The 19,525-nt window shown below is 63.4% G+C and carries 17 protein-coding genes; 7 read left to right on the plus strand and 10 right to left on the minus strand.

Translation table 11 applies throughout. The features are described from left to right. The 6 genes from F6X62_RS20180 to dksA form a co-directional block, all read right to left on the minus strand. Positions 1 to 1,392, minus strand: a complete 1,392-nt coding sequence (locus F6X62_RS20180; protein WP_065861593.1) for a polynucleotide adenylyltransferase PcnB — start codon at positions 1,390 to 1,392, stop codon at positions 1 to 3. Between the two features lie 757 nt (positions 1,393 to 2,149). Then, on the minus strand, positions 2,150 to 3,601 hold the full coding sequence (locus tag F6X62_RS20185; RefSeq protein WP_054892598.1) for a sigma-54 dependent transcriptional regulator: 1,452 nt from the start codon (positions 3,599 to 3,601) through the stop codon (positions 2,150 to 2,152). A gap of 4 nt (positions 3,602 to 3,605) precedes the next feature. Beyond that, the gene (locus F6X62_RS20190; protein WP_162714346.1) at positions 3,606 to 6,581 is read right to left on the minus strand and encodes a sensor histidine kinase; all 2,976 of its coding nucleotides are present in this window, start codon (positions 6,579 to 6,581) and stop codon (positions 3,606 to 3,608) included. Next, on the minus strand, positions 6,565 to 6,741 hold the full coding sequence (locus F6X62_RS20195; RefSeq protein ID WP_003250005.1) for a hypothetical protein: 177 nt from the start codon (positions 6,739 to 6,741) through the stop codon (positions 6,565 to 6,567). The genes F6X62_RS20190 and F6X62_RS20195 overlap by 17 nt, the downstream gene beginning before the upstream one ends. A 157-nt stretch (positions 6,742 to 6,898) precedes the next feature. Next, positions 6,899 to 7,786, minus strand: a complete 888-nt coding sequence (gene gluQRS / locus F6X62_RS20200) for a tRNA glutamyl-Q(34) synthetase GluQRS (protein ID WP_153774512.1) — start codon at positions 7,784 to 7,786, stop codon at positions 6,899 to 6,901. 63 nt (positions 7,787 to 7,849) lie between these two features. Next, on the minus strand, positions 7,850 to 8,296 hold the full coding sequence (gene dksA, locus F6X62_RS20205) for an RNA polymerase-binding protein DksA (protein WP_153774513.1): 447 nt from the start codon (positions 8,294 to 8,296) through the stop codon (positions 7,850 to 7,852). A gap of 210 nt (positions 8,297 to 8,506) precedes the next feature. Here dksA and F6X62_RS20210 point away from each other — a divergent pair, with 210 nt between their 5' ends. Further along, on the plus strand, positions 8,507 to 9,679 hold the full coding sequence (locus F6X62_RS20210) for a pyridoxal phosphate-dependent aminotransferase (RefSeq protein ID WP_153774514.1): 1,173 nt from the start codon (positions 8,507 to 8,509) through the stop codon (positions 9,677 to 9,679). Next, positions 9,679 to 10,392: a DNA/RNA nuclease SfsA gene (gene sfsA / locus F6X62_RS20215; RefSeq protein WP_153774515.1), complete on the plus strand. Its 714-nt coding sequence runs from the start codon at positions 9,679 to 9,681 to the stop codon at positions 10,390 to 10,392. Before F6X62_RS20210 ends, sfsA begins: the two co-directional genes overlap by 1 nt. Here the strand turns inward: sfsA and F6X62_RS20220 are convergent. Beyond that, complete coding sequence (locus F6X62_RS20220; protein WP_153774516.1) at positions 10,382 to 10,699, minus strand: Rieske (2Fe-2S) protein; 318 nt, start codon at positions 10,697 to 10,699, stop codon at positions 10,382 to 10,384. The two genes, sfsA and F6X62_RS20220, sit on opposite strands and share 11 nt — an antisense overlap. 149 nt (positions 10,700 to 10,848) lie before the next feature. Between F6X62_RS20220 and F6X62_RS20225 the strand changes: the two genes are divergently transcribed. The 4 genes from F6X62_RS20225 to F6X62_RS20240 are packed head-to-tail and all read left to right on the plus strand — an operon-like array spanning position 10,849 to position 14,443. Beyond that, positions 10,849 to 11,733, plus strand: a complete 885-nt coding sequence (locus F6X62_RS20225) for a hemin ABC transporter substrate-binding protein (RefSeq protein WP_153774517.1) — start codon at positions 10,849 to 10,851, stop codon at positions 11,731 to 11,733. A 50-nt stretch (positions 11,734 to 11,783) separates the two neighbouring features. Beyond that, positions 11,784 to 12,767, plus strand: a complete 984-nt coding sequence (locus tag F6X62_RS20230; protein WP_178117572.1) for an iron ABC transporter permease — start codon at positions 11,784 to 11,786, stop codon at positions 12,765 to 12,767. Further along, positions 12,767 to 13,534, plus strand: a complete 768-nt coding sequence (locus F6X62_RS20235; protein WP_153774519.1) for a heme ABC transporter ATP-binding protein — start codon at positions 12,767 to 12,769, stop codon at positions 13,532 to 13,534. The genes F6X62_RS20230 and F6X62_RS20235 overlap by 1 nt, the downstream gene beginning before the upstream one ends. 9 nt (positions 13,535 to 13,543) lie before the next feature. After that, positions 13,544 to 14,443 (plus strand): ChaN family lipoprotein, encoded by a 900-nt coding sequence (locus F6X62_RS20240; RefSeq protein WP_153774520.1) that lies wholly within the window; start codon positions 13,544 to 13,546, stop codon positions 14,441 to 14,443. A gap of 205 nt (positions 14,444 to 14,648) precedes the next feature. On the opposite strand, the gene F6X62_RS20245 is transcribed toward F6X62_RS20240, so the two are convergent. The 3 genes from F6X62_RS20245 to F6X62_RS20255 all read right to left on the minus strand — a co-directional run bounded on the left by F6X62_RS20245 (position 14,649) and on the right by F6X62_RS20255 (position 17,072). Beyond that, positions 14,649 to 14,927 (minus strand): TfoX/Sxy family protein, encoded by a 279-nt coding sequence (locus tag F6X62_RS20245; RefSeq protein ID WP_054892587.1) that lies wholly within the window; start codon positions 14,925 to 14,927, stop codon positions 14,649 to 14,651. Positions 14,928 to 15,063: 136 nt separating this feature from the next. After that, positions 15,064 to 15,411, minus strand: a complete 348-nt coding sequence (locus tag F6X62_RS20250) for a pentapeptide repeat-containing protein (RefSeq protein ID WP_153774521.1) — start codon at positions 15,409 to 15,411, stop codon at positions 15,064 to 15,066. A 98-nt stretch (positions 15,412 to 15,509) separates the two neighbouring features. Beyond that, positions 15,510 to 17,072: a bifunctional aminoglycoside phosphotransferase/ATP-binding protein gene (locus F6X62_RS20255; RefSeq protein ID WP_153774522.1), complete on the minus strand. Its 1,563-nt coding sequence runs from the start codon at positions 17,070 to 17,072 to the stop codon at positions 15,510 to 15,512. Between the two features lie 114 nt (positions 17,073 to 17,186). Between F6X62_RS20255 and mrcB the strand changes: the two genes are divergently transcribed. Beyond that, positions 17,187 to 19,508 carry a penicillin-binding protein 1B gene (mrcB, locus tag F6X62_RS20260; protein WP_153774523.1) on the plus strand — a complete coding sequence of 774 codons (2,322 nt, stop codon included), beginning with the start codon at positions 17,187 to 17,189 and terminating at the stop codon, positions 19,506 to 19,508. Positions 19,509 to 19,525: the final 17 nt, after the last annotated feature.

A 19,525-nucleotide genomic window follows, 5' to 3' on the forward strand; every position in this document is an offset into this window, starting at 1 on the left:
TCAGTCGAAGGCCTCGTCGCCACCACCGCTCTTGCGCTTGCTGTTGCTGCGCTTGCGTTTGCGCGGGGCTGGCCCCGAGCCTTCGTCACGGCTACCCAGCTCGCGGATCATGTCGCGGCGTTCGCTGTCGTGGGCGTCCTGGTAGTCGGTCCACCATTGGCCCAGATCATCGGTTTCTTCGCCGGCACTTTCGCGCAGCAGCAGGAAGTCGTAGCCGGCGCGGAAGCGCGGGTTGTCCAGCAGCATGTCGGCACGTTTGCCGCTGCGCCGTGGCAGGCGTTCCTGCATGTCCCAGATTTCGCGGATCGGCAGGGTGAAGCGCTTGGGAATAGCAATGCGCTGGCACTGTTCGGCGATCAGGTCGTGGGCGGCTTCGTTCATCGCCGGGATCGGCGGTACGCCCTGGCTTTGCAGGTACAGTGCGCGTGCCGGCAGGGCAGGCCACAGCAGTGCGGCGAACAGGAAGGCCGGGGTCACCGGTTTGCCCTGCTTGACGCGCAGGTCGGTGTTGGCCAGAGCCTGGCTGATCAGGGTGTGTGTGTAGGTCGGGCGCTCATCCAGGGCATGGGCGCTGGCCGGGAACAGGGGCTCGAACAGGTCCAGGTCGACCAGCATCTCGAAGGCGATTGCCCCCTGGCCCGACAGGAACAGCTTGAGCACTTCCTCGAACAGGCGCGCCGGCGGGATTTCGCGCAGCAGCTTGGCCAATTCGCGGATTGGCTGGACGGTGTGCTTCTCGATGCCGAAGTCGAGCTTGGCGGCGAAACGCACCGCGCGCAGCATGCGCACCGGGTCTTCCTGGTAGCGGTGGGTCGGGTTGCCGATCAGGCGCAGCAGGCGATTGCGAATGTCGTGGACGCCATTGGCATAGTCCAGGATGCGCTCGCTGACCGGATCGTAGTACAGGGCGTTGATGGTGAAGTCGCGACGCTGGGCGTCGTCTTCGAGGGTGCCGTAGACGTTGTCGCGCAGGATTCGCCCGTTGGCGTTGTGCGACGAACGGTGGCTGTCCCCCTGGTCATCTTCGCTGTGATGGGCGCGGAAGGTGGCGACTTCGATGATTTCGCGGCCGAAATGGATGTGGACCAGCTTGAAGCGCCGGCCAATGATCCTGGCATTGCGGAACTCGGCACGCACCTGTTCGGGCGTGGCGCTGGTGGCGACGTCAAAATCCTTGGGGGTAATGCCCAGCAGGAGGTCGCGCACGCAGCCGCCGACCAGGTAGGCCTGGTAGCCGGCGCCCTGCAGGCGCTCGACGATGCTCACGGCGTGGCGGCTGAACTGGCTGCGTTGCAGCGAGTGCTGGCTCTTGTTGATCACTTCAGGCGTGGTGCGCCTGTGGTGCTGACCACTGATGGGAGGACGGAACGACTGGAACAGCTTCTTCAGCATGGGATGCACTGTTTGAAGGAATGTTCGGCCAAGACTAGGAGAATGGCCGCATGATGGCGGGGGATTCTAGCATTTACTGGCGGAATGGTGTAGGCGGTGCCGAAAGGCGATTAAGGCGGGGAGAAACGACATGGGGAGCCTAAGCTCCCCATCAAGTCGTTGCGTGCTCTTATTGTTTTTTTATCGGGCTTCTTGTTTTTGTTGAGTGCCCTGTCCACACAGCTTGAAGCGTGTGGACGACCCCAAATCCAGGGGTGAAGAGCAAACGGATTGCTTTGGTCGCTGATGCTATGCTGATCAATCGATCCAACCAGTTCAGGCGCTGCTTTAGTGCAGTTTTTGTTGTTCTCTGCCTGGTTGTGGGGCAAGCCCCAAACACAACTCCTCTCCAAAAGAATCAGTTAGCTGCGCCTCCGCCGTCTTGTTCTTGTTATGCGTGAGCCGTTTCGTCTTGTTCTTATTCTGAGTAGCAGTGCTTGTTATTGTTCTTGTACGAAAGATATAGCAGGTGGCGTGCCAACTTTTTCAAATCCAATGAAATCAAGGGGTTGCGTATTTTCGGTCAGCCCGAAAGGCGGGGGAATGTAGAAATTTCGTTACCGTATGCCTCGGTTTGTTACGTCGCGGGCGGCTGAGGTAACAGATTTTTCATGGTAACCGGGTGTTACCGGCTGACGAGGGGGCAGGTGTCATCGGGGGGCTGGCCCCTGAACGCAAAGCGCCGACCCAGGGTCGGCGCTGTAGAGCTGTGGACGTATCAGTTCTCGCTGGCGACGTTGCTCTTGCGCCGCGGAATCCCCAGGCGCTGGCGACGCTCCCACAGGCACTTGCGGCTCACACCCAGCTTGCGGGCCAGCTCCGTCTCGGTCATGTGGTCCTGGTGTTCGAGGACGAAGTGCTGGAAGTAATCCTCCAGCGACAAGTCTTCTGTCGGCTCGTGGCTGGCGTTGTTACCACCGACACCTGCGACCACCGGCAGGCTGTCGAGCAGGTCGTCGTCTTCAAGGCCGCTCAGTTCGATGTCGATGCCCAGCAGGTCGGCGGATATTTCCGGGCTTTCGCTGAGAATGACCGCGCGCTCGACGGCATTCTCCAGCTCACGGACGTTACCCGGCCAGCTGTAATGGCGGATGGCTTGCTCGGCATCGCTGGAGAAATGCAGGTCGTCACGGCCGATGCGTGCGCTCTGTCGGGCGAGGAAGGCATTGGCAATCTCGTTGACGTCGCTACCGCGCTCGCGCAAGGCGGGCAGTTTCAAGGCGATGACGTGCAGACGGTAATAAAGGTCTTCGCGGAACTGGCCGGACTTGGCCAGGTTCTTCAGGTCACGGTGGGTCGCGGCGATCAGGCGCACATCGACCTTTTGCGACTGTACCGAGCCGACCCGGCGGATCTCGCCTTCCTGCAGCACACGCAGCAGTCGAGCCTGGGCCTCCAACGGCAATTCACCGATCTCGTCCAGGAACAGGGTGCCGCCGTCCGCTGCCTCGACCAGGCCGGCACGGCCAGCGCTGGCGCCGGTGAAGGCACCTTTCTCATGGCCGAACAGCTCGGATTCGATCAGCGTTTCCGGGATGGCCGCGCAGTTCACCGAGATCATCGGTGCCTTGGCGCGTCGCGAGAGGTTGTGCAGGGCACGGGCGACCAGCTCCTTGCCGGTACCGGACTCGCCCTGGATCAGGACATTGGAGTCGGTAGGGGCGACCTTGCGGATCTTGCTGTACAGGTCCTGCATAGGGGGGCAGGAACCGATGATGCCGATCTCGCCGTTGGCCGAGGCGCCGGTCTGCTTTTCAGCCCCTGGTGCTTTGCCGTTGCTGCGCACGTCGGCCGTGGCCGCAGTGGCGACCGGGGCATTCTGCCGGTCGCGCAGGATGCGCGCGACAGCCTGGAGCATCTCGTCATGGTCGAAAGGCTTGGCGATGTAGTCCACCGCACCCATTTTCATCGAGTCGACCGCCGAGCGCAGGCTGGCGTAGCTGGTCATGATCAGCACCGGCGTGCCCTGGCCGAGCTTGATCAGCTCGGTGCCCGGTGCCCCGGGCAGGCGCAGGTCGCTGACGATCAGGTCGAAGGTGGCAATGCTGAAGCGTTCCTGGGCTTCCTGCACCGAGCCGGCTTCGCTGACCTGGTACTGGTTTCGCTCGAGCAGACGACGCAGGGCCGAACGGATGATGGTTTCGTCTTCGACGATCAGAATGTGCGGCATTGATTCAATTCTCTCGACGGTCTCGAATTTCAGGGGACGTCGCTACGACATGCCGGGGCAGGGTCACGCGGATCCGTGTGCCACGTTGCCGATCGAGATCGGCCGGGCTGTCGATGGTGATTTGCCCATAATGCTCTTCCACGATGGAATAGACCAGAGCGAGCCCCAGTCCGGTTCCCTCGCCAGGGTCCTTGGTGGTGAAGAAGGGCTCGAACAGGCGATCCATGATGTTCTTCGGAATACCGCTGCCCTCGTCTTCGACGATAAGGTCGACGGTATGCTCGCTCGCTTCGCTGCGCACACGCACGGCGCTGCCGGGTGGCGAGGCGTCGCGGGCGTTGGACAACAGGTTGATCAGCACCTGGGCCAGGCGTTGCGGGTCACCCTCGGCCCAGTGGTCCGGGTCGCAAAGGTTGAAGAACTGTACTTCGAAATTGCGCCGATTCAACGCCAGCAGACCGATGGCATCCTGCGCGACCTCGGCCAGCGACACGGGCTCTTCGGTATTCTGGTGGCTGCCACCTGCGTGGGCGAAGCTCATCAGCGACTGTACGATGCGCGAGACACGCTTGGTCTGTTCGAGGATCTGGCTCGACAGCTCGATGATCTCGCCGTCGCCTTCGCGTTCCTCGCGCAGGTTCTGCGCCAGGCAAGCGATGCCGGTGATCGGGTTGCCGATCTCGTGGGCCACGCCCGCAGCCAGGCGGCCGATACTGGCCAGGCGCTCGGAGTGCACCAGCTTCTCTTCGAGGGCCTGGGTCTCGGTGAGGTCTTCGACAAGCAGCACCAGGCCGCTGTTACCCGGTGCCAGCGGCTCGTCGATGGCCGCCTTGTGCAGGTTGAGCCAGCGCGGCTGGCCATCGAGGGCCAGGCGTTGCTTGTGCAGGTGCTCGTCGGGAAGGTCGATGAAGCCTTGCAGCAACCCGCGCCAAGGTTCGGCGATGGTCACCAGGCGCGAACCGACAACGTGCTTGGCGGCGATGCCGGTCAGCTCCTCCATGGCCCGGTTCCACATCAGGATTTCCTGGTCCTTGGCCAGCGAGCAGACACCCATGGGCAATTCCTGCAGCGTCTGCCGGTGGTAGCGGCGCAGCGCATCGAGCTCGGCGGCAAGGCCGGTCAGGCGCGAGTGGTAGTCCTCGAGACGACTTTCGATGAAGTGAATGTCTTCGGTGACGTAGTTCTCGTTACCGGACTTGTAGGGCAGGAAAGTCTCGACCATGTCCTGGGCTACGCTGGGGCCCATCAGCCCCGAGAGGTTGGCCTCGATGCGGTCACGCAGGCGACGCAGGGCGTAGGGGCGGCGTTCGTCGAAGGGCAGGTAGAGGTCGCGCAGGGCTTGCTCGACTTCTTTCTGCGCGGCCTTGGCGCCCAGTGGCTTGGCCAGTTGGGTAGCGAACTCCTGGGGTGAGGCCGCATGCAGTTCGCGACGTTGCGGGCGGCGCACATTGTCCACTGCGCAGGCCTCGGCGGCGCTGACCTCCTCGCTGCTGGCGTTGGTGAACAGCGAGATCAGGGTGAACAGCAGCACGTTGGCCGCCAGCGAGGCGATGGCCGCCATGTGCCAGCTGGTGTCGTCCAGCACGTAGATCATGTTCAGCAGCGGGATGTAGAAGCCCTGCACATTGCCCAGCAGCGGCAGCAGCATGGTGACCATCCACACCAGTGTGCCGGCCAGCAGGCCGGCGATGAAGCCGCGTCGATTGGCGGTTGGCCAGTACAGTACCGAAAGCACACCCGGCAGGAACTGCAGCGTGGCGACGAAGGCGACGATGCCCAGGTTGGCCAGGCTCTGGTGGGTATTCTGGGTCAGGTAGAAGACGAAGCCTGCGGTGATGATCGCGACGATCAACGCGCGGCGCGTCCATTTCAGCCAGCGGTAGATGTTGCCTTCGGCAGGGGGCTGGTAGAGCGGCAGCACCAGGTGGTTGAGGGCCATGCCCGAGAGCGCCAGGGTGGTGACGATGATCAGGCCGCTGGCCGCTGACAGACCGCCGACGTAGGCGAGCAAGGCCAGTGCCTCGTTGTTGGCGGCGATGCCCAGGCCCAGGGTGAAGTATTCCGGGTTGGTGCTTGCACCCAGGCGCAGGCCAGCCCATAGCACCAGCGGCACCGCCAGGCTCATCAGCAGCAGGAACAGCGGCAGGCCCCAGCTGGCGCTGACCAGCGAGCGCGGGCTGAGGTTCTCGGTGAAGGCCATGTGGTACATGTGCGGCATGACGATCGCCGAGGCGAAGAACACCAGCAGCAGCGTGCGCCATGGTCCCTCCTGCAACGGCGTGTGCAGCGCGGCCAGTGCTGTCTGGTTCTGCAGCAGCCAGACTTCCAGCTCGTGCGGACCACCGAACACCCCATACAAGGCGTACAGGCCGATGCCGCCCAAGGCCAGCAGCTTGATCACCGACTCGAAGGCGATGGCGAACACAAGGCCTTCGTGCTTCTCGCGGGTGGCGATATGGCGTGAGCCGAAGAAAATGGTGAAGAGAATGATCAGCACGCAGAAGGCGAAGGCCACGCGCGCCTTGACTGGCTCGCCGGTCAGGATGCTGATGGAATCGGCCACCGCCTGGATCTGCAGGGCCAGCAACGGCAATACGCCGATCAGCATGATCACCGTAGTCAGGGCACCGGCCCAGGTGCTGCGGAAACGGAACGCCAGCAGGTCGGCCAGCGAGGAGAGCTGGTAGGTGCGGGTGATCTTGAGAATCGGGTAGAGCAGCACCGGTGCCAGCAGGAAGGCGCCGGACACGCCCAGGTAACAGGCGAGGAAGCCGTAGCCGTACTGGTAGGCAAGGCCTACCGAACCATAGAACGCCCAGGCACTGGCATAGACGCCCAGCGACAGGGTGTAGGTCAGGGGGTGGCGGATGACCGAGCGCGGGATCAACCCGCGTTCGCTGACCCAGGCCACGCCGAACAGCACCAGCAGGTAGGCGGCGCTGATCAGGATCATCTGGGTAAGGCTAAAGCTCATCGGCATCTCGTTGGCTCTGCAGGATGAAGGTGACGACGATCAGGATCAGCCAGAGCAGATACGGGCGGTACCAGGCTCCGGTCGGTTCGATCCACCAGTCCATGATGGCCGGGGAGAACAGATAGATCCCCACGACCAGAAGCAGGACCAAGCGATAGATATACATGCGGGCCTCGATGGCAGGGCGCTGCGGATTTGAGCTTCTTATTATTGGCGCAAATGGCCGGGGCGATGCTAGCGGGATTCTGGGGTGTTCGCCAAGAGTTTGAATTTGTTGGGGTTTTGAATCGTGCAGAGTTTGCCTCGCGAGAGGGCCGGCCGCGTCAGCGCAGATCTGCTTCCGGCACCGTCAACCGCCGCGCAATCCCCTCAGGTTTCCACTGCCTGCGCGCCACCGCCAGTACCTCTGCCGCACTGGCGCCTTCCAGCGCCGGGTCACTTGCCTGCCCCAGTGCCCGTAACGCGCGCAGCAGCAACGGTGTAGCCTGGTCCGCCTGCAGCGGTGGTGAACGGTACGATTTGCCCAGCTTGTGTCCATCAGGCTGCACGATCAGCGGAATGTGCAGGTAGCGCGGTTGCGAGAACCCCAGTAGTTCCTGCAGGTACAGCTGGCGCGGGGTGTTGTCGAGCAGATCGGCGCCGCGCACGATGTCGGTCACGCCTTGCCAGGCATCGTCCAGCACCACTGCCAGTTGATAGGCATACAGCCCGTCGCGGCGCTGGATGACGAAATCCCCCACCTCGCGTCCAAGGTGCTGCTGGTATTCCCCCTGTACGCGGTCGTTGAAGCGGTAGAGCAGTTCGGGCACCCGAATACGGATGGCGGCATTTTCGCGGGCATGGCCAGCGTTGCGGCAGAAACCGGGATAGATGCCGCCATACCCTTCCAACTGCTTGCGCGAACAGGTGCAGGCGTAGGCCAGGCCCATGCTGAACAGGCGATCGACCACCGTGGCGTAGGCCTCATGACGCTGGCTCTGGAACACCACTTCGCCATCCCACTCCAAGCCGTAACGTTCGAGGGTCTGCAGGATGGCGTCACGGGCACCGGGCATTTCCCGGGGCGGATCGGTGTCCTCCATACGCAGCAGCCAGCGCCCATCGACGGCGCGGGCATCGAGCCAGGAGGCGAGGGCGGCGACCAGCGAGCCGAAATGCAGGAAGCCACTGGGGGTGGGGGCAAATCGCCCGATATAGCGGGAGTCGTTCATGGATGTGCTGGGCATATAAATGAAACGGGGCGCTCGATGCGCCCCGTTCGAAGGGAAGAAGGATCAGCCTTTGCCGACCGTCTTTTCCTTTTTCTCGGCAATTTCCTTGCAGTCGAAGCACAGGTCTGCGGTAGGACGGGCTTCCAGTCGGCGCAGGCCGATCTCGATGCCGCAGGAGTCGCACCAGCCGTATTCCTGGTCCTGGATCTTCTGCAAGGTCTTGTCGATCTTCTTGATCAGCTTGCGCTCACGGTCGCGGTTACGCAGCTCCAGAGCGAACTCTTCTTCCTGGCTCGCGCGGTCCGCAGGGTCCGGGAAGTTGGCTGCTTCGTCCTTCATGTGGTCTACGGTACGGTCCACACTGGCCATCAGCTCGCCTTTCCAGGCATTGAGGAGCTTGGTGAAGTGCTTGCGCATGGGCTCACCCATGTACTCCTCACCCTTGGTTTCTTTATAGGGCTCGACACCGTACATGGTCTGACCGGTTTTTTGCTTTTCTACGGTGGACATGAATAGACCGCCTCTCACTCATCTGATCCAATGCGCAGGATGCTCCATCTCCGGCGACCGCCGGCCCTGCGACTGCGAGCCGCCGAACTTACCAGATAGATCGGGGGTGCGCTACCCCGCCCGATCCGAGGTATTGACAGCAGCCCGCGTCGCCCGTTCGGTGTTTCTCGACAGTAGAATCACCAGTTTAGACCCAATTGAGAGAAGGTCATGGCCCACTCCTACAGTGCGCGCAGCCGCGCCATCGAACCCTTCCATGTCATGGCGCTGCTGGCGCGTGCCAACGAGCTGCAGGCGGCTGGCCATGATGTGATCCACCTGGAGATCGGCGAGCCGGACTTCACTACGGCCGCGCCGATCGTCGAGGCCGGGCAGGCCGCGCTCGCTGCAGGGCATACCCGCTACACCGCCGCCCGTGGCCTGCCGGCGCTGCGCGAGGCCATCGCGGGCTTCTACGGCCAGCGTTATGGCCTGTCGGTGGATCCCGAGCGCATCCTCGTGACGCCAGGGGGTTCCGGTGCGCTGCTGCTGGCCAGCAGCCTGCTGGTGGATCCGGGCAAGCATTGGCTGCTGGCCGACCCGGGCTACCCGTGCAACCGCCATTTCCTGCGCCTGGTCGAAGGCGGCGCGCAACTGGTACCGGTGGGGCCGGAGGTGAATTACCAGCTCACCGCCGACCTGGTCGACCGGCACTGGGACAAGGATACCGTGGGTGCGCTGGTGGCTTCGCCCGCCAACCCGACCGGCACGGTGCTTGACCGTGAGGCGCTGGCCAGCTTGTCCCGGGCCACCCGTGAGCATCATGGGCACCTGGTGGTGGACGAGATCTACCATGGCCTGACCTACGGTATGGACGCGCCGAGCGTGCTGGAGGTGGATGATGACGCCTTCGTCCTGAATAGTTTTTCCAAGTATTTCGGCATGACCGGCTGGCGTCTCGGCTGGCTGGTGGCGCCGCCTTCGGCCGTGGCCGACCTGGAAAAGCTGGCACAGAACCTCTACATCAGTGCACCGAGCATGGCCCAGCATGCTGCGCTGGCGTGCTTCGAGCCCGGCACCCTGGCCATTTTCGAAGAGCGCCGCGCCGAGTTCGCCCGGCGCCGCGACTACCTGCTACCCGCCTTGCGCGAGCTCGGTTTCGGCATTGCCGTGGAACCGCAGGGCGCCTTCTATCTATATGCCGACATCAGTGCTTTCGGCGGCGATGCCTTCGCCTTCTGCCGGCATTTCCTGGAAACCGAGCACCTGGCCTTCACGCCCGGGCTGGACTTCGGCCGTCACCAGGCCGGGCATCACGTACGCTTTGCCTACACCCAGAGCCTGGCGCGCCTGGAAGAAGCGGTGCAGCGCATTGCTCGTGGCCTGCGGAGCTGGCAACCCTGATGCTGTTTTTTCCTGAACTCGAACAGGCGCGTCTGTTGCGCCGCTACAAACGCTTCCTGGCCGACATCGAGCTGGCCAATGGCGAACAGATGACCATCCACTGCCCGAATACCGGCTCGATGCTCAATTGCATGCGCGACGGCGGGCAGGTCTGGTTCAGTCGTTCCAACGACCCCAAGCGCAAGCTGCCGGGTACCTGGGAGATCAGCGAAACACCCCAGGGGCGCCTGGCCTGTGTCAATACCGGCAGGGCCAATGCCTTGGTCGAGGAAGCTCTGCGCGCTGGCGTGATCACCGAGTTGGCCGGGTTCACCGCGCTCAAGCGTGAGGTAGCTTATGGCGAGGAGCGCAGTCGCGTTGATTTTCGCCTGGAGTTCGCCGATGGCCCGGCTTATGTCGAGGTCAAGAGTGTGACCCTGGGTTATCCCGATACGGCGGTGGCGGCCTTCCCTGACGCCGTGACCCAGCGCGGTGCCAAGCACCTGCGCGAGCTCGCCGCACTGGCCCGCCAGGGTGTTCGCGCCGTGCAGTTGTACTGCGTCAACCTCACCGGCATCGAGGCGGTACGCCCGGCCGAAGAGATCGACCCCGGCTATGCCCAGGCACTGCGCGATGCGGTGGCCGATGGCGTCGAGGTGCTGGCCTATGGTGCACGCCTTGACGCCGAGCAGATCGTCATCGATCGCCGCCTGCCGGTATTGCTCAATCCTTGAGCCAGATGCCCTGGCTGTCTTCGTGGCAGTCCAGGGCCTGCAACGACTCGCCCTCGCAGGGGCCCGACACGCATTCGCCGGACTCGATCAGGAACAGCGCGCCATGGTGGGCGCAATGAATCAGGCTGGCGCTGTCATCGAGAAAACCGTCCGGTGCCCAGTTCAGGGTGATGCCGCGGTGCGGGCAGTAGTTGCGGTACAGGTACACCCGGCCCTGGCGGCGCACGCCGAACAGCGTTTCACCGGCTACGCTGAAGGCGCGGCTGCGGCCTTCGGCGAGGGCTTGGGAGGAGCAGAGGAAATGCATTGCAGACAAGACTCTTGAAACCAATGGTGGCTTGACGCTTCAATGCGAATAATTATCAAATTGCCCGCATCCACTGCGCCAGCCCGTCCATGGTGCGCAGTTCCGTCAGGTGCCACAAGGTGTCTGGCCGCCTTCTGCAAAGGAACCCGATGATGCGCCGTCCTGTTGCCCTGATCGCCTTGTGCGCCGGTCTTGTCCTTTCTTCCCCGTTGCTGGCCGCCGACTTGCCGCAGCGCTGGGTCAGCGCCGGGGGCGCACTGAGCGAATGGATCAGCGCCCTGGGCGGCGAGGCGCGTCTGGTCGGCGTCGACACAACCAGCCAGCATCCGCAGTCGCTCAAGGCCCTGCCGAGCATCGGCTACCAGCGCCAACTGTCGGCCGAGGGTATCCTCAGCCTGCGCCCGGATGTGCTGGTCGGCACCGAGGAGATGGGGCCGCCGCCGGTGCTGGCGCAAGTGCGCGGGGCTGGTGTGCGTGTCGAGACGTTCTCCAGCGAGGCCGACTTGGCGGCAGTGGACAAGAATCTTCAGCACCTGGGCGAGTTGCTCGGTGCGCAGCATAAAGCCAGTGAGCTGAGCAACCGCTACCACCAGCAGCTCGATGCGCTGCAGGCGAAGATCAAGCAGGCTCAGGCCGGTCAGAAGGCTCCAGGCGTGTTGCTGCTGGTCGGCCATGCCGGGGCCAAGCCATTGATCGCGGGGCAGGGCACTTCAGGCGACTGGCTGTTGCGCCAGGCTGGTGCGCGCAACCTGGCGGATCACCAGGGTTACAAGAACTTCTCCGTTGAAGCGCTGGCAGCGCTGGATCCGGACGTCGTGGTGTTTTCTGATCGGGCACTGGACGGCGAGCAGGCGCTCAAGGCGCTGCTCAAGGAAAACCCGGCGTTGGCCGCTTCGCGTGCGGTGCGCGACAAGCGCCTGGTGTCACTCGATCCGACACTGTTGGTCGGTGGCCTCGGTCCGCGGCTGCCGGCCACCTTGCATGAGCTGGCTGGTGCCTTCTATCCCGCAGCCAAGGCCAGCCTCAACCAATGAAGCAGCGGGTCCAGCCGCGTACGCTGTTCATCTCCCTGACATTCCTGTGCCTGCTGGCGGTGTGGCTGTCGCTGGCGCTGGGGCCGGTCAGCCTGCCGCTGGGCGATATCCTGCGCGCCGGATTGCGGCTGCTGGGGATGCCCGTCGAGCGGGAGGGTCTTGAGCAAGCTGAGCTGATTCTCGGGCAGATCCGCTTGCCGCGCACGCTCCTGGGGCTGGCCGTCGGTGCGGTGCTGGCGCTGTCCGGGGTCGCCATGCAGGGGCTGTTTCGCAACCCGTTGGCGGACCCTGGCCTGGTGGGGGTTGCCAGCGGCGCGGCGCTCGGCGCCGCCGTGGCCATCGTCGGCGGTGCCTGGCTGGGGGGCATACCAGAGTGGTTCGCACCCTACCTGCTGTCGCTCTGTGCCTTCATCGGTGGGCTTGGGGTCACCGCGTTGGTCTATCGCCTGGGGCGCCGCAATGGTCAGACAGACGTGGCCACCATGCTGCTGGCCGGTATCGCCATGACCGCTCTCGGCGGCTCGGCGGTCGGGCTGTTCACCTACCTGGCCGACGACGCCACCTTGCGCACTCTGACGTTCTGGAACCTGGGCAGCCTCAACGGCGCCAGCTATCAGCGCCTGTGGCCACTGCTGCTGGTGGCACTGGGGGTGACCTTGTGGCTGCCGCGTCGGGCACAGGCGTTGAACGCGTTGTTGCTAGGTGAGTCCGAAGCGCGTCACCTGGGCATCGATGTAGAAGGGCTCAAGCGCGAACTGGTGTTCTGCACTGCCCTGGGTGTTGGCGCGGCAGTGGCGGCAGCGGGCCTGATCGGCTTCATTGGTCTGGTGGTTCCGCACCTGGTGCGTCTGGTTGCGGGGCCTGATCATCGCGTGCTGTTGCCCGCGTCGTTGCTGGCGGGGGGCGCTCTGCTGCTGTTCGCTGATCTGGTGGCACGCTTGGCGTTGGCGCCCGCGGAGCTGCCGATCGGGATCGTGACGGCCTTCATTGGTGCTCCGTTTTTCCTGTTCCTGCTAGTCAGGAGGGGGCGCTGATGCTCGAAGTCAAAGACTTGTCGCTCAAGCGCGGCAGCACCGAGGTGCTGCACGGTATCGACCTGCATCTCAGACCTGGGCAGGTCCTGGGTGTGCTAGGCCCCAACGGGGCGGGCAAGAGCAGCTTGCTGGGGGCATTGTGTGGCGAGCTGGCGCCGAGCCAGGGGCAAGTCCTGCTGCAAGGGCGGGCATTGGCACACTGGTCGGGGCAGGAGCGCGCGCGACGTCTGGCGGTGTTGCCGCAGGTGTCCAGCCTGGGCTTTGCCTTCAGTGTCGAAGAAGTGGTGGGCCTGGGCCGGTTGCCCCACGGTAGTGGCCAGCAGCGCGACCGGGAGATCGTCGAGGCGGCACTGAAGGCGGCCGATGCCTGGCACCTGGTCGAACGCAGTTACCTCGCGTTGTCCGGCGGCGAGCGTCAGCGTGTTCATCTGGCCCGGGTGCTGGCGCAGTTGTGGCCAGGGGAGAAGGGGGCGACGCTGCTGCTGGATGAGCCGACCTCGGCCCTCGATCCGTTGCACCAGCACACCACGTTGCAGGCGGTGCGCAGTTTTGCCGACCGCGGTGCGGCAGTGCTGGTGATCCTGCACGACCTGAACCTTGCCGCGCGCTACTGTGACGCTATTCTGCTGCTGGAACAGGGGCGCAGCCACGCGCTCGATACACCGGCCCGGGTGCTGACTCCGCAGGCGCTCAAGGCCGTCTTCGGTATCGATGTGCTCGTGCAGGCCCATCCGGAGCGTGGCCACCCGCTGATCATCACCCGCTAGGAGCCCACGATGCGCTATGCCTTGCTGTTCGGCCTGTCGATGAGCGTGTTCTTGACGATTTCGGGTTGCCAGGTACATCGCCCTGCATTGCCAGAGTTGCCAGCCTGGCAGAGCAGCCAAGGGCTGAACGAGCCGACGCTCGGTCAGATACAGGCGTTGCCCAGTGGGCGTGTCCTGACGCCTGATGAGCTGGTTCAGGCTTTGAGCGATGTGCCGCGAATACTGGTCGGCGAAAAACACGATAACCCCGATCATCATGCGCTGCAGCGATGGCTGCTGCAGGCTTTGCAGACCGCCAGGCCGCAAGGCAGCGTGGTGCTGGAGATGCTCCAGCCTGCCCAGCAGCCGCTGATCGACAAGGTGCAGCGTCAGGCGCAGCTTCCGAGCGATTTGCCCGCAGCACTGGACTGGCAGCAGGGTTGGGATTGGCAGATATACGCGCCGATCGTGCGCGAGGCCCTGAAAGGTCCTGGGGTTTTGTTGGCTGGCGACCTGAGCCCCGAGGCAATGCGTGAGGCCTATCGCCGACAGCCCGTGCTGAGCGGCGTGCGTTCGAATGCCCCGCAGGTGAAGGCTGCCTTGCTGGAGCAAGTGCGCGAAGGCCATTGCGGATTGCTGCCGGAAAGCCAGTTGCCGGCCATGCTGGTCATCCAGCAGCAAAGGGACCGACACATGGCCGAGCGTCTGCTCGCGGCACCGCAGCCTGTACTCTTGCTGGCCGGCGCCTACCACGTGCGCAAGGACTTGGGTGTGCCGCTGCATCTGATCGATCTGCAGGCGCAGGGTGATACCCGTGTGCTGTTGCTGGCCGAAGTCGGGCAGAAGGTCGAGGCAGGGATGGCGGACTACGTGTGGTACACCGCGGCACTGCCTGAACAGGATTACTGTGCTCAGTTGCGCGGCGGGTAGTCATCACGCGCCGCTCATGATATTTGCCTGCAAACCTGCAGGCAAAAAAAGACCCGGCAAATTGCCGGGTCAATAACCGTGATTAGCCTGATGAGGAGATAATCTGAGAGTCCGAACCAGGGGCTTTCAGTTTATCCAACCAGTCTCGCGACCAGTTGTGATAATCATAACGATTCTCATTTAGAGGTCAATACCCTTTCTTCGATTATTCTGCTTTTTTTTGCGGCGGGGTCTTGGCGTCCAGTTGCTGGTTCAGTGCCTGCTTGCGTTCGGCGGGCAGATCGTTCCAATGCATATCCAGCAGTGCGCCTTCAATGGCGTACAACAACACTTTCGAGGCACGGAAGCCCCGTGTTTTCACGGCCTGGTAAGCGCCGACCGCGCCCAGGCGGCGCAAATCCGAAGCGCTGTGGATACCGGCGGCATGCAACCATTGCGCAGAGGTCTTGCCTAGATTCTTCAGATGCTGCAACTCATCGTTCATCGAGCCTCCTTGCGATGGCCGAACGGGTCTGTGGATAAATCGCGAGCAGGTCAGAGAGGAGTGTAGCGGGGCTGGGCGAATACGCGGCCTTTTGCCATGTGAGGGCGACGGGATGCTGTGTCCAGAAATGTCAGGCTCAGCCCTTCGGACGATAACGCATGCGCGTACCGAACTTCAGGGACATGAGGATTTCGTCAGCGCTCAGGTCGCCCGGGAAGTAGGTCCCGGAGATCTGCGCGTGGGAGATGCTGGCACCTTCCATGCCCGTTTCGCGCAGATCCAGCCCGCGCAGGTCGGCTGCATGGAAGTAGGCGTCGGTGAAATCGATACCGCGTACGTCGAGGTTGCGCAGGTCAAGGCCTCGGAAATCACCACCGCGAAAATCGATGGGGCTATCGACAGGCTTCTCGCGGTTGAAGGTGGCGATCTGTTCCTCGCGCACCAGAGTGTACAGGGCGTTGTCCAGTTGCCGGGGCTGGTTCATGACGGCGCCTCCTCAGGGTTGTGATGATATTGTAATGCCATCACTGAGGTGGCGCCGAAGATCAGGCGCGAACTGTGGACTGCTTCACGCCTTGCAGGTCAGAGACCAGGCAGGCGCTGGCGGATCTGCTCGATGAGTTGGTCCATGCTGGCGCTTTCATGGGTGTCGACCCGCTTGCCGTGCACGGCCTCCTCTTCGTCCAATGGGTCGCGGCTGGCTTGCTGGGCCTTGACCACTTCCAGGGTGGCGTCGGACGGATCGACATTTTCTGTCTGACGCTGCTCCAGCCAGCTGATGATGACCGCTTCGGGGGCCTGGCAGTCGAGGATCAGGAAGGGGACGCCGGTGCTGTTGGCCACTTCAGCTGCCGCCTTGCGCTGCTCGCGCTTGAGGAAGGTGGCATCGAGCACGACCGGGAAGCCGGCGCGCAGGATGGTCGCGGCCAACTCATTCAGGCGCTGGTAGGTGGCGATGCTGGCATCCTGGTCATAGATGCCTGCTTGCAGTTGGCCGGAATTCTGCGACTGCTGCTCGCCATACAGGCGCTTGCGCTCGACATCCGAACGTACGCGGATCGCCCCCAGCGACTCGACCAGGCGCATCGCCACATGGCTCTTGCCGACGGCGGATACGCCATGGGTGATGGCCAGCAGGCGCGAGGGGATGGCGCTGTAGCTCTCTGCCAGGTTGGCGTAGTTGCGATAGGTGCGCAGGGTCGTGGCGCGCTGCACGCCATCGGCATCGGGCGACAGGCTGAACAGGGCGACCTTGGCGCGTACCAGGGCACGGTAGGCCTTGTAGAAATTCAGCAGTTCCAGGCCTTCGTAGTCGCCGGTCAGTTCCAGGTACTGGCTGACGAAGCGCCGGGCCAGGCATTTCAGGCCGCGGTCTTCCAGGTCCATGGCCAGGAAAGCGGTGTCGGCGTACACATCGGTCAGGCGGAACGGCTCGTTGAATTCGATGCAGTCGAAGATCACCACCTTGCCGTCGATCAGGGTGGCGTTACCCAGGTGGATGTCGCCGTGGCACTCGCGGATGAAACCATTGGCCTTGCGCTCCTCGAGCAGGCCATGCAGGCGTTCGAAGCTGCTGCGGGCCCAGGCTTGCAGGGCGTCGAGTTGCTGCAGGTCGGCCTTGTCGGTAAGGAACGGGCGGATCTGCTCGAAGTTCTGCTCGACCGGCGCCATTACCGCTTCCGGCGTGCCCAGTAGGTGATCGACCGGCACTTTCGGCGCTTGCAGGTGGAATTCGGCGATCTGCCGGGCCATCTGATCAATGTGGCCGGCGTTCAGCTCGCCGTTGGCTTGCAGGGTGCTGAGCATCTGACCCTGGGGGAACTGGCGCATCTTCAGGGCGAACTCGATCGGCTCACCTTCGCCACCGAGCTGCGGTGCTTCGGCGCTGCCGGTGATCGGCAGTACTTCCAGGTACAGGCCTTCGGTCAGGCGCTGGTTCAGGCGCAATTCTTCGTTACAGAAATGCTGGCGCTGGTCCAGACCGGTGAAATCGAGGAAGCCGAAGTTCATCGGCTTCTTGATCTTGTAGGCGTATTCGCCAGTGAGTAGAACCCAGGAGATGTGCGTCTCGATGAGCTGGAAGCCTTCTACGGCGTGGGGGTAGAGGGCGGGGTTCTGCAGCGCGCTGATCAGGGCTTGGCTCACGGAGATCCTTCCGGGGTCAGGGAATTCGGAGGCGACATTATGGTCAATGGAGCCGCCCCTGCATACCGCTGGAGGGCGTCCCCTGCCTTTGCAAAGTGCGTATAATCCGCCGCCATGACTCGTACCCGAAATTCCCGAACCCCCAAGAAACGTCCGCCCAGCCGCTCCCGCGTCTGGCTGGGCTGGGCTCTCAAGCTCAGCCTGGTCGGCCTGGTGGTGATCGCCGGCTTTGCGGTCTACCTCGATGCCGTCGTCCAGGAGAAGTTCTCCGGCAAGCGCTGGACCATCCCGGCCAAGGTGTATGCCCGGCCGCTGGAGCTGTTCGTCGGCCAGAAGCTGAGCAAGGACGACTTCCTCACCGAACTCGATGCCCTGGGTTACCGCCGCGAGGCAACGGCCAATGGTCCGGGCGAGGCCTCGGTCAACGGCGGCAACGTCGATCTCAATACCCGAGGCTTCCAGTTCTACGAGGGCATGGAGCCTGCGCAGTTCGTGCGTGTACGTTTCTCCGGCGATTATGTCGCGGGGCTGGCAGGGGCCAACGGTGGCAAGCTCGACGTGGTGCGCCTGGAACCGTTGATGATCGGTGGTATCTACCCGAAGAATCTCGAAGACCGCATCCTGATCAATATCGACCAGGTGCCGCCATACCTGCTCGAGACCTTGATCGCCACCGAAGACCGCGATTTCTACAGCCACTTCGGTGTTTCGCCCAAGTCGATCGCGCGGGCGGTGTGGGTCAATACGTCGTCCGGGGCCATGCGCCAGGGCGGCAGTACGCTCACGCAGCAGTTGGTGAAGAACTTCTTCCTGACCAACGAACGCAGCCTCAGCCGCAAGCTGACCGAGGCGATGATGGCCGTGCTGCTGGAAATGCACTACGACAAGCGCGAGATTCTCGAGGCCTATCTGAACGAAGTGTTTGTCGGTCAGGACGGCCAGCGCGCGGTGCATGGTTTCGGCCTGGCCAGCCAGTTCTTCTTCAGCCAGCCGCTGTCGGAGCTCAAGCTGCACCAGATTGCCCTGCTGGTAGGTATGGTCAAGGGGCCGTCCTACTACAACCCGCGCCGCTACCCTGAGCGCGCTCTGCAACGGCGTAACCTGGTGCTCGACCTGCTCGCCGAGCAGGGCGTGGCCAGCCAGGAAGTGGTCGATGCGGCGAAGAAGATGCCGCTGGGCGTGACCAAGCGCGGCAGCCTGGCCGATAGTTCTTTCCCGGCTTTCCTCGACCTGGTCAAGCGTCAGCTACGCCAGGACTATCGCGACGAAGACCTGACCGAAGAAGGCTTGCGTATCTTCACCAGTTTCGACCCGATCCTGCAGATGAAGGCCGAAACCGCGATGAGTGAAACCTTCAAGCGCCTGGCCGGCCGCAAGGGCGCCGACGAGGTCGAGTCGGCGATGGTGGTGACCAACCCGGAAACCGGCGAAGTGCAGGCGCTGATCGGCAGCCGTCAGTCGGGCTTCGCCGGCTTCAACCGCGCCATCGACGCGGTCAGGCCGATCGGTTCGCTGGTCAAGCCAGCGGTCTATCTGACTGCGCTGGAGCAGCCGAGCAAGTACACCCTGACCAGCTGGGTGCAGGACGAACCGTTTTCGGTCAAGGGCGCCGATGGCCAGGTATGGCGCCCGCAGAACTACGACCGACGCTCCCACGGCACTATCTACCTGTATCAGGGGCTGGCCAACTCCTACAACCTGTCAACCGCCAAGCTGGGCCTTGAGGTGGGCGTGCCCAACGTCATCAAGACCATCGGCCGGCTGGGTGTCAAGGTCGACTGGCCGGCGTTCCCGTCGATGCTGCTGGGCGCTGGCGGCATGTCGCCGATGCAGGTCGCGACCATGTACCAGACCATCGCCAACGGCGGCTTCAATACACCGATGCGCGGGATTCGCAGCGTGCTGACCGCCGAAGGCGAGCCGCTCAAGCGCTACCCGTTCCAGATCCAGCAGACCTTCGATCCGGGTGCGATCTACCTGGTGCAGAACGCCATGCAGCGGGTGATGCGCGAGGGTACCGGCCGCTCGGTGTACAACGTGCTGCCGAACAATCTGACGCTGGCGGGCAAGACCGGTACCAGCAACGACTCGCGCGACAGCTGGTTCTCGGGCTTCAGCCAGGACCTGCTGGCAGTGGTCTGGCTTGGCCGCGACGACAATGGCAAGACCCCGTTCACCGGCGCCACCGGCGCGTTGCAGGTCTGGACCAGCTTCATGCGCAAGGCCGACCCGCTGCCGCTGGACATGCCGCAGCCGGATAACGTGGTGAAGGCCTGGATCGATCCGCACAGCGCCCAGGGCTCCGACGGTAGCTGTCCGGGAGCGGTGCAGATGCCGTATATTCGTGGGAGCGAACCACCTGCCGGTACGACTTGCGGTGGCGAACAGAATCCTGCCGAGTCGGTCATGGACTGGGTCAAGGGCTGGATGAATTGAGCGGCCTGTATTGAAGA

Origin of the sequence: Pseudomonas sp. MNR3A (assembly GCF_009650575.1) — a bacterium.
Lineage (GTDB): Bacteria > Pseudomonadota > Gammaproteobacteria > Pseudomonadales > Pseudomonadaceae > Aquipseudomonas > Aquipseudomonas machongensis.

Bases quoted from the DNA above. Each gene is read 5' to 3' on its own strand.
- F6X62_RS20190 (WP_162714346.1), bottom strand. From the start codon at position 6,581: ATGCCGATGAGCTTTAGCCTTACCCAGATGATCCTGATCAGCGCCGCC.
- mrcB (WP_153774523.1), top strand. From the start codon at position 17,187: ATGACTCGTACCCGAAATTCCCGAACCCCCAAGAAACGTCCGCCCAGC.
- F6X62_RS20225 (WP_153774517.1), top strand. From the start codon at position 10,849: ATGATGCGCCGTCCTGTTGCCCTGATCGCCTTGTGCGCCGGTCTTGTC.
- F6X62_RS20220 (WP_153774516.1), bottom strand. From the start codon at position 10,699: ATGCATTTCCTCTGCTCCTCCCAAGCCCTCGCCGAAGGCCGCAGCCGC.
- F6X62_RS20210 (WP_153774514.1), top strand. From the start codon at position 8,507: ATGGCCCACTCCTACAGTGCGCGCAGCCGCGCCATCGAACCCTTCCAT.
- sfsA (WP_153774515.1), top strand. From the start codon at position 9,679: ATGCTGTTTTTTCCTGAACTCGAACAGGCGCGTCTGTTGCGCCGCTAC.
- F6X62_RS20195 (WP_003250005.1), bottom strand. From the start codon at position 6,741: ATGTATATCTATCGCTTGGTCCTGCTTCTGGTCGTGGGGATCTATCTG.
- F6X62_RS20245 (WP_054892587.1), bottom strand. From the start codon at position 14,927: ATGAACGATGAGTTGCAGCATCTGAAGAATCTAGGCAAGACCTCTGCG.
- F6X62_RS20235 (WP_153774519.1), top strand. From the start codon at position 12,767: ATGCTCGAAGTCAAAGACTTGTCGCTCAAGCGCGGCAGCACCGAGGTG.
- F6X62_RS20250 (WP_153774521.1), bottom strand. From the start codon at position 15,411: ATGAACCAGCCCCGGCAACTGGACAACGCCCTGTACACTCTGGTGCGC.
- F6X62_RS20180 (WP_065861593.1), bottom strand. From the start codon at position 1,392: ATGCTGAAGAAGCTGTTCCAGTCGTTCCGTCCTCCCATCAGTGGTCAG.
- F6X62_RS20240 (WP_153774520.1), top strand. From the start codon at position 13,544: ATGCGCTATGCCTTGCTGTTCGGCCTGTCGATGAGCGTGTTCTTGACG.
- F6X62_RS20185 (WP_054892598.1), bottom strand. From the start codon at position 3,601: ATGCCGCACATTCTGATCGTCGAAGACGAAACCATCATCCGTTCGGCC.
- gluQRS (WP_153774512.1), bottom strand. From the start codon at position 7,786: ATGAACGACTCCCGCTATATCGGGCGATTTGCCCCCACCCCCAGTGGC.
- dksA (WP_153774513.1), bottom strand. From the start codon at position 8,296: ATGTCCACCGTAGAAAAGCAAAAAACCGGTCAGACCATGTACGGTGTC.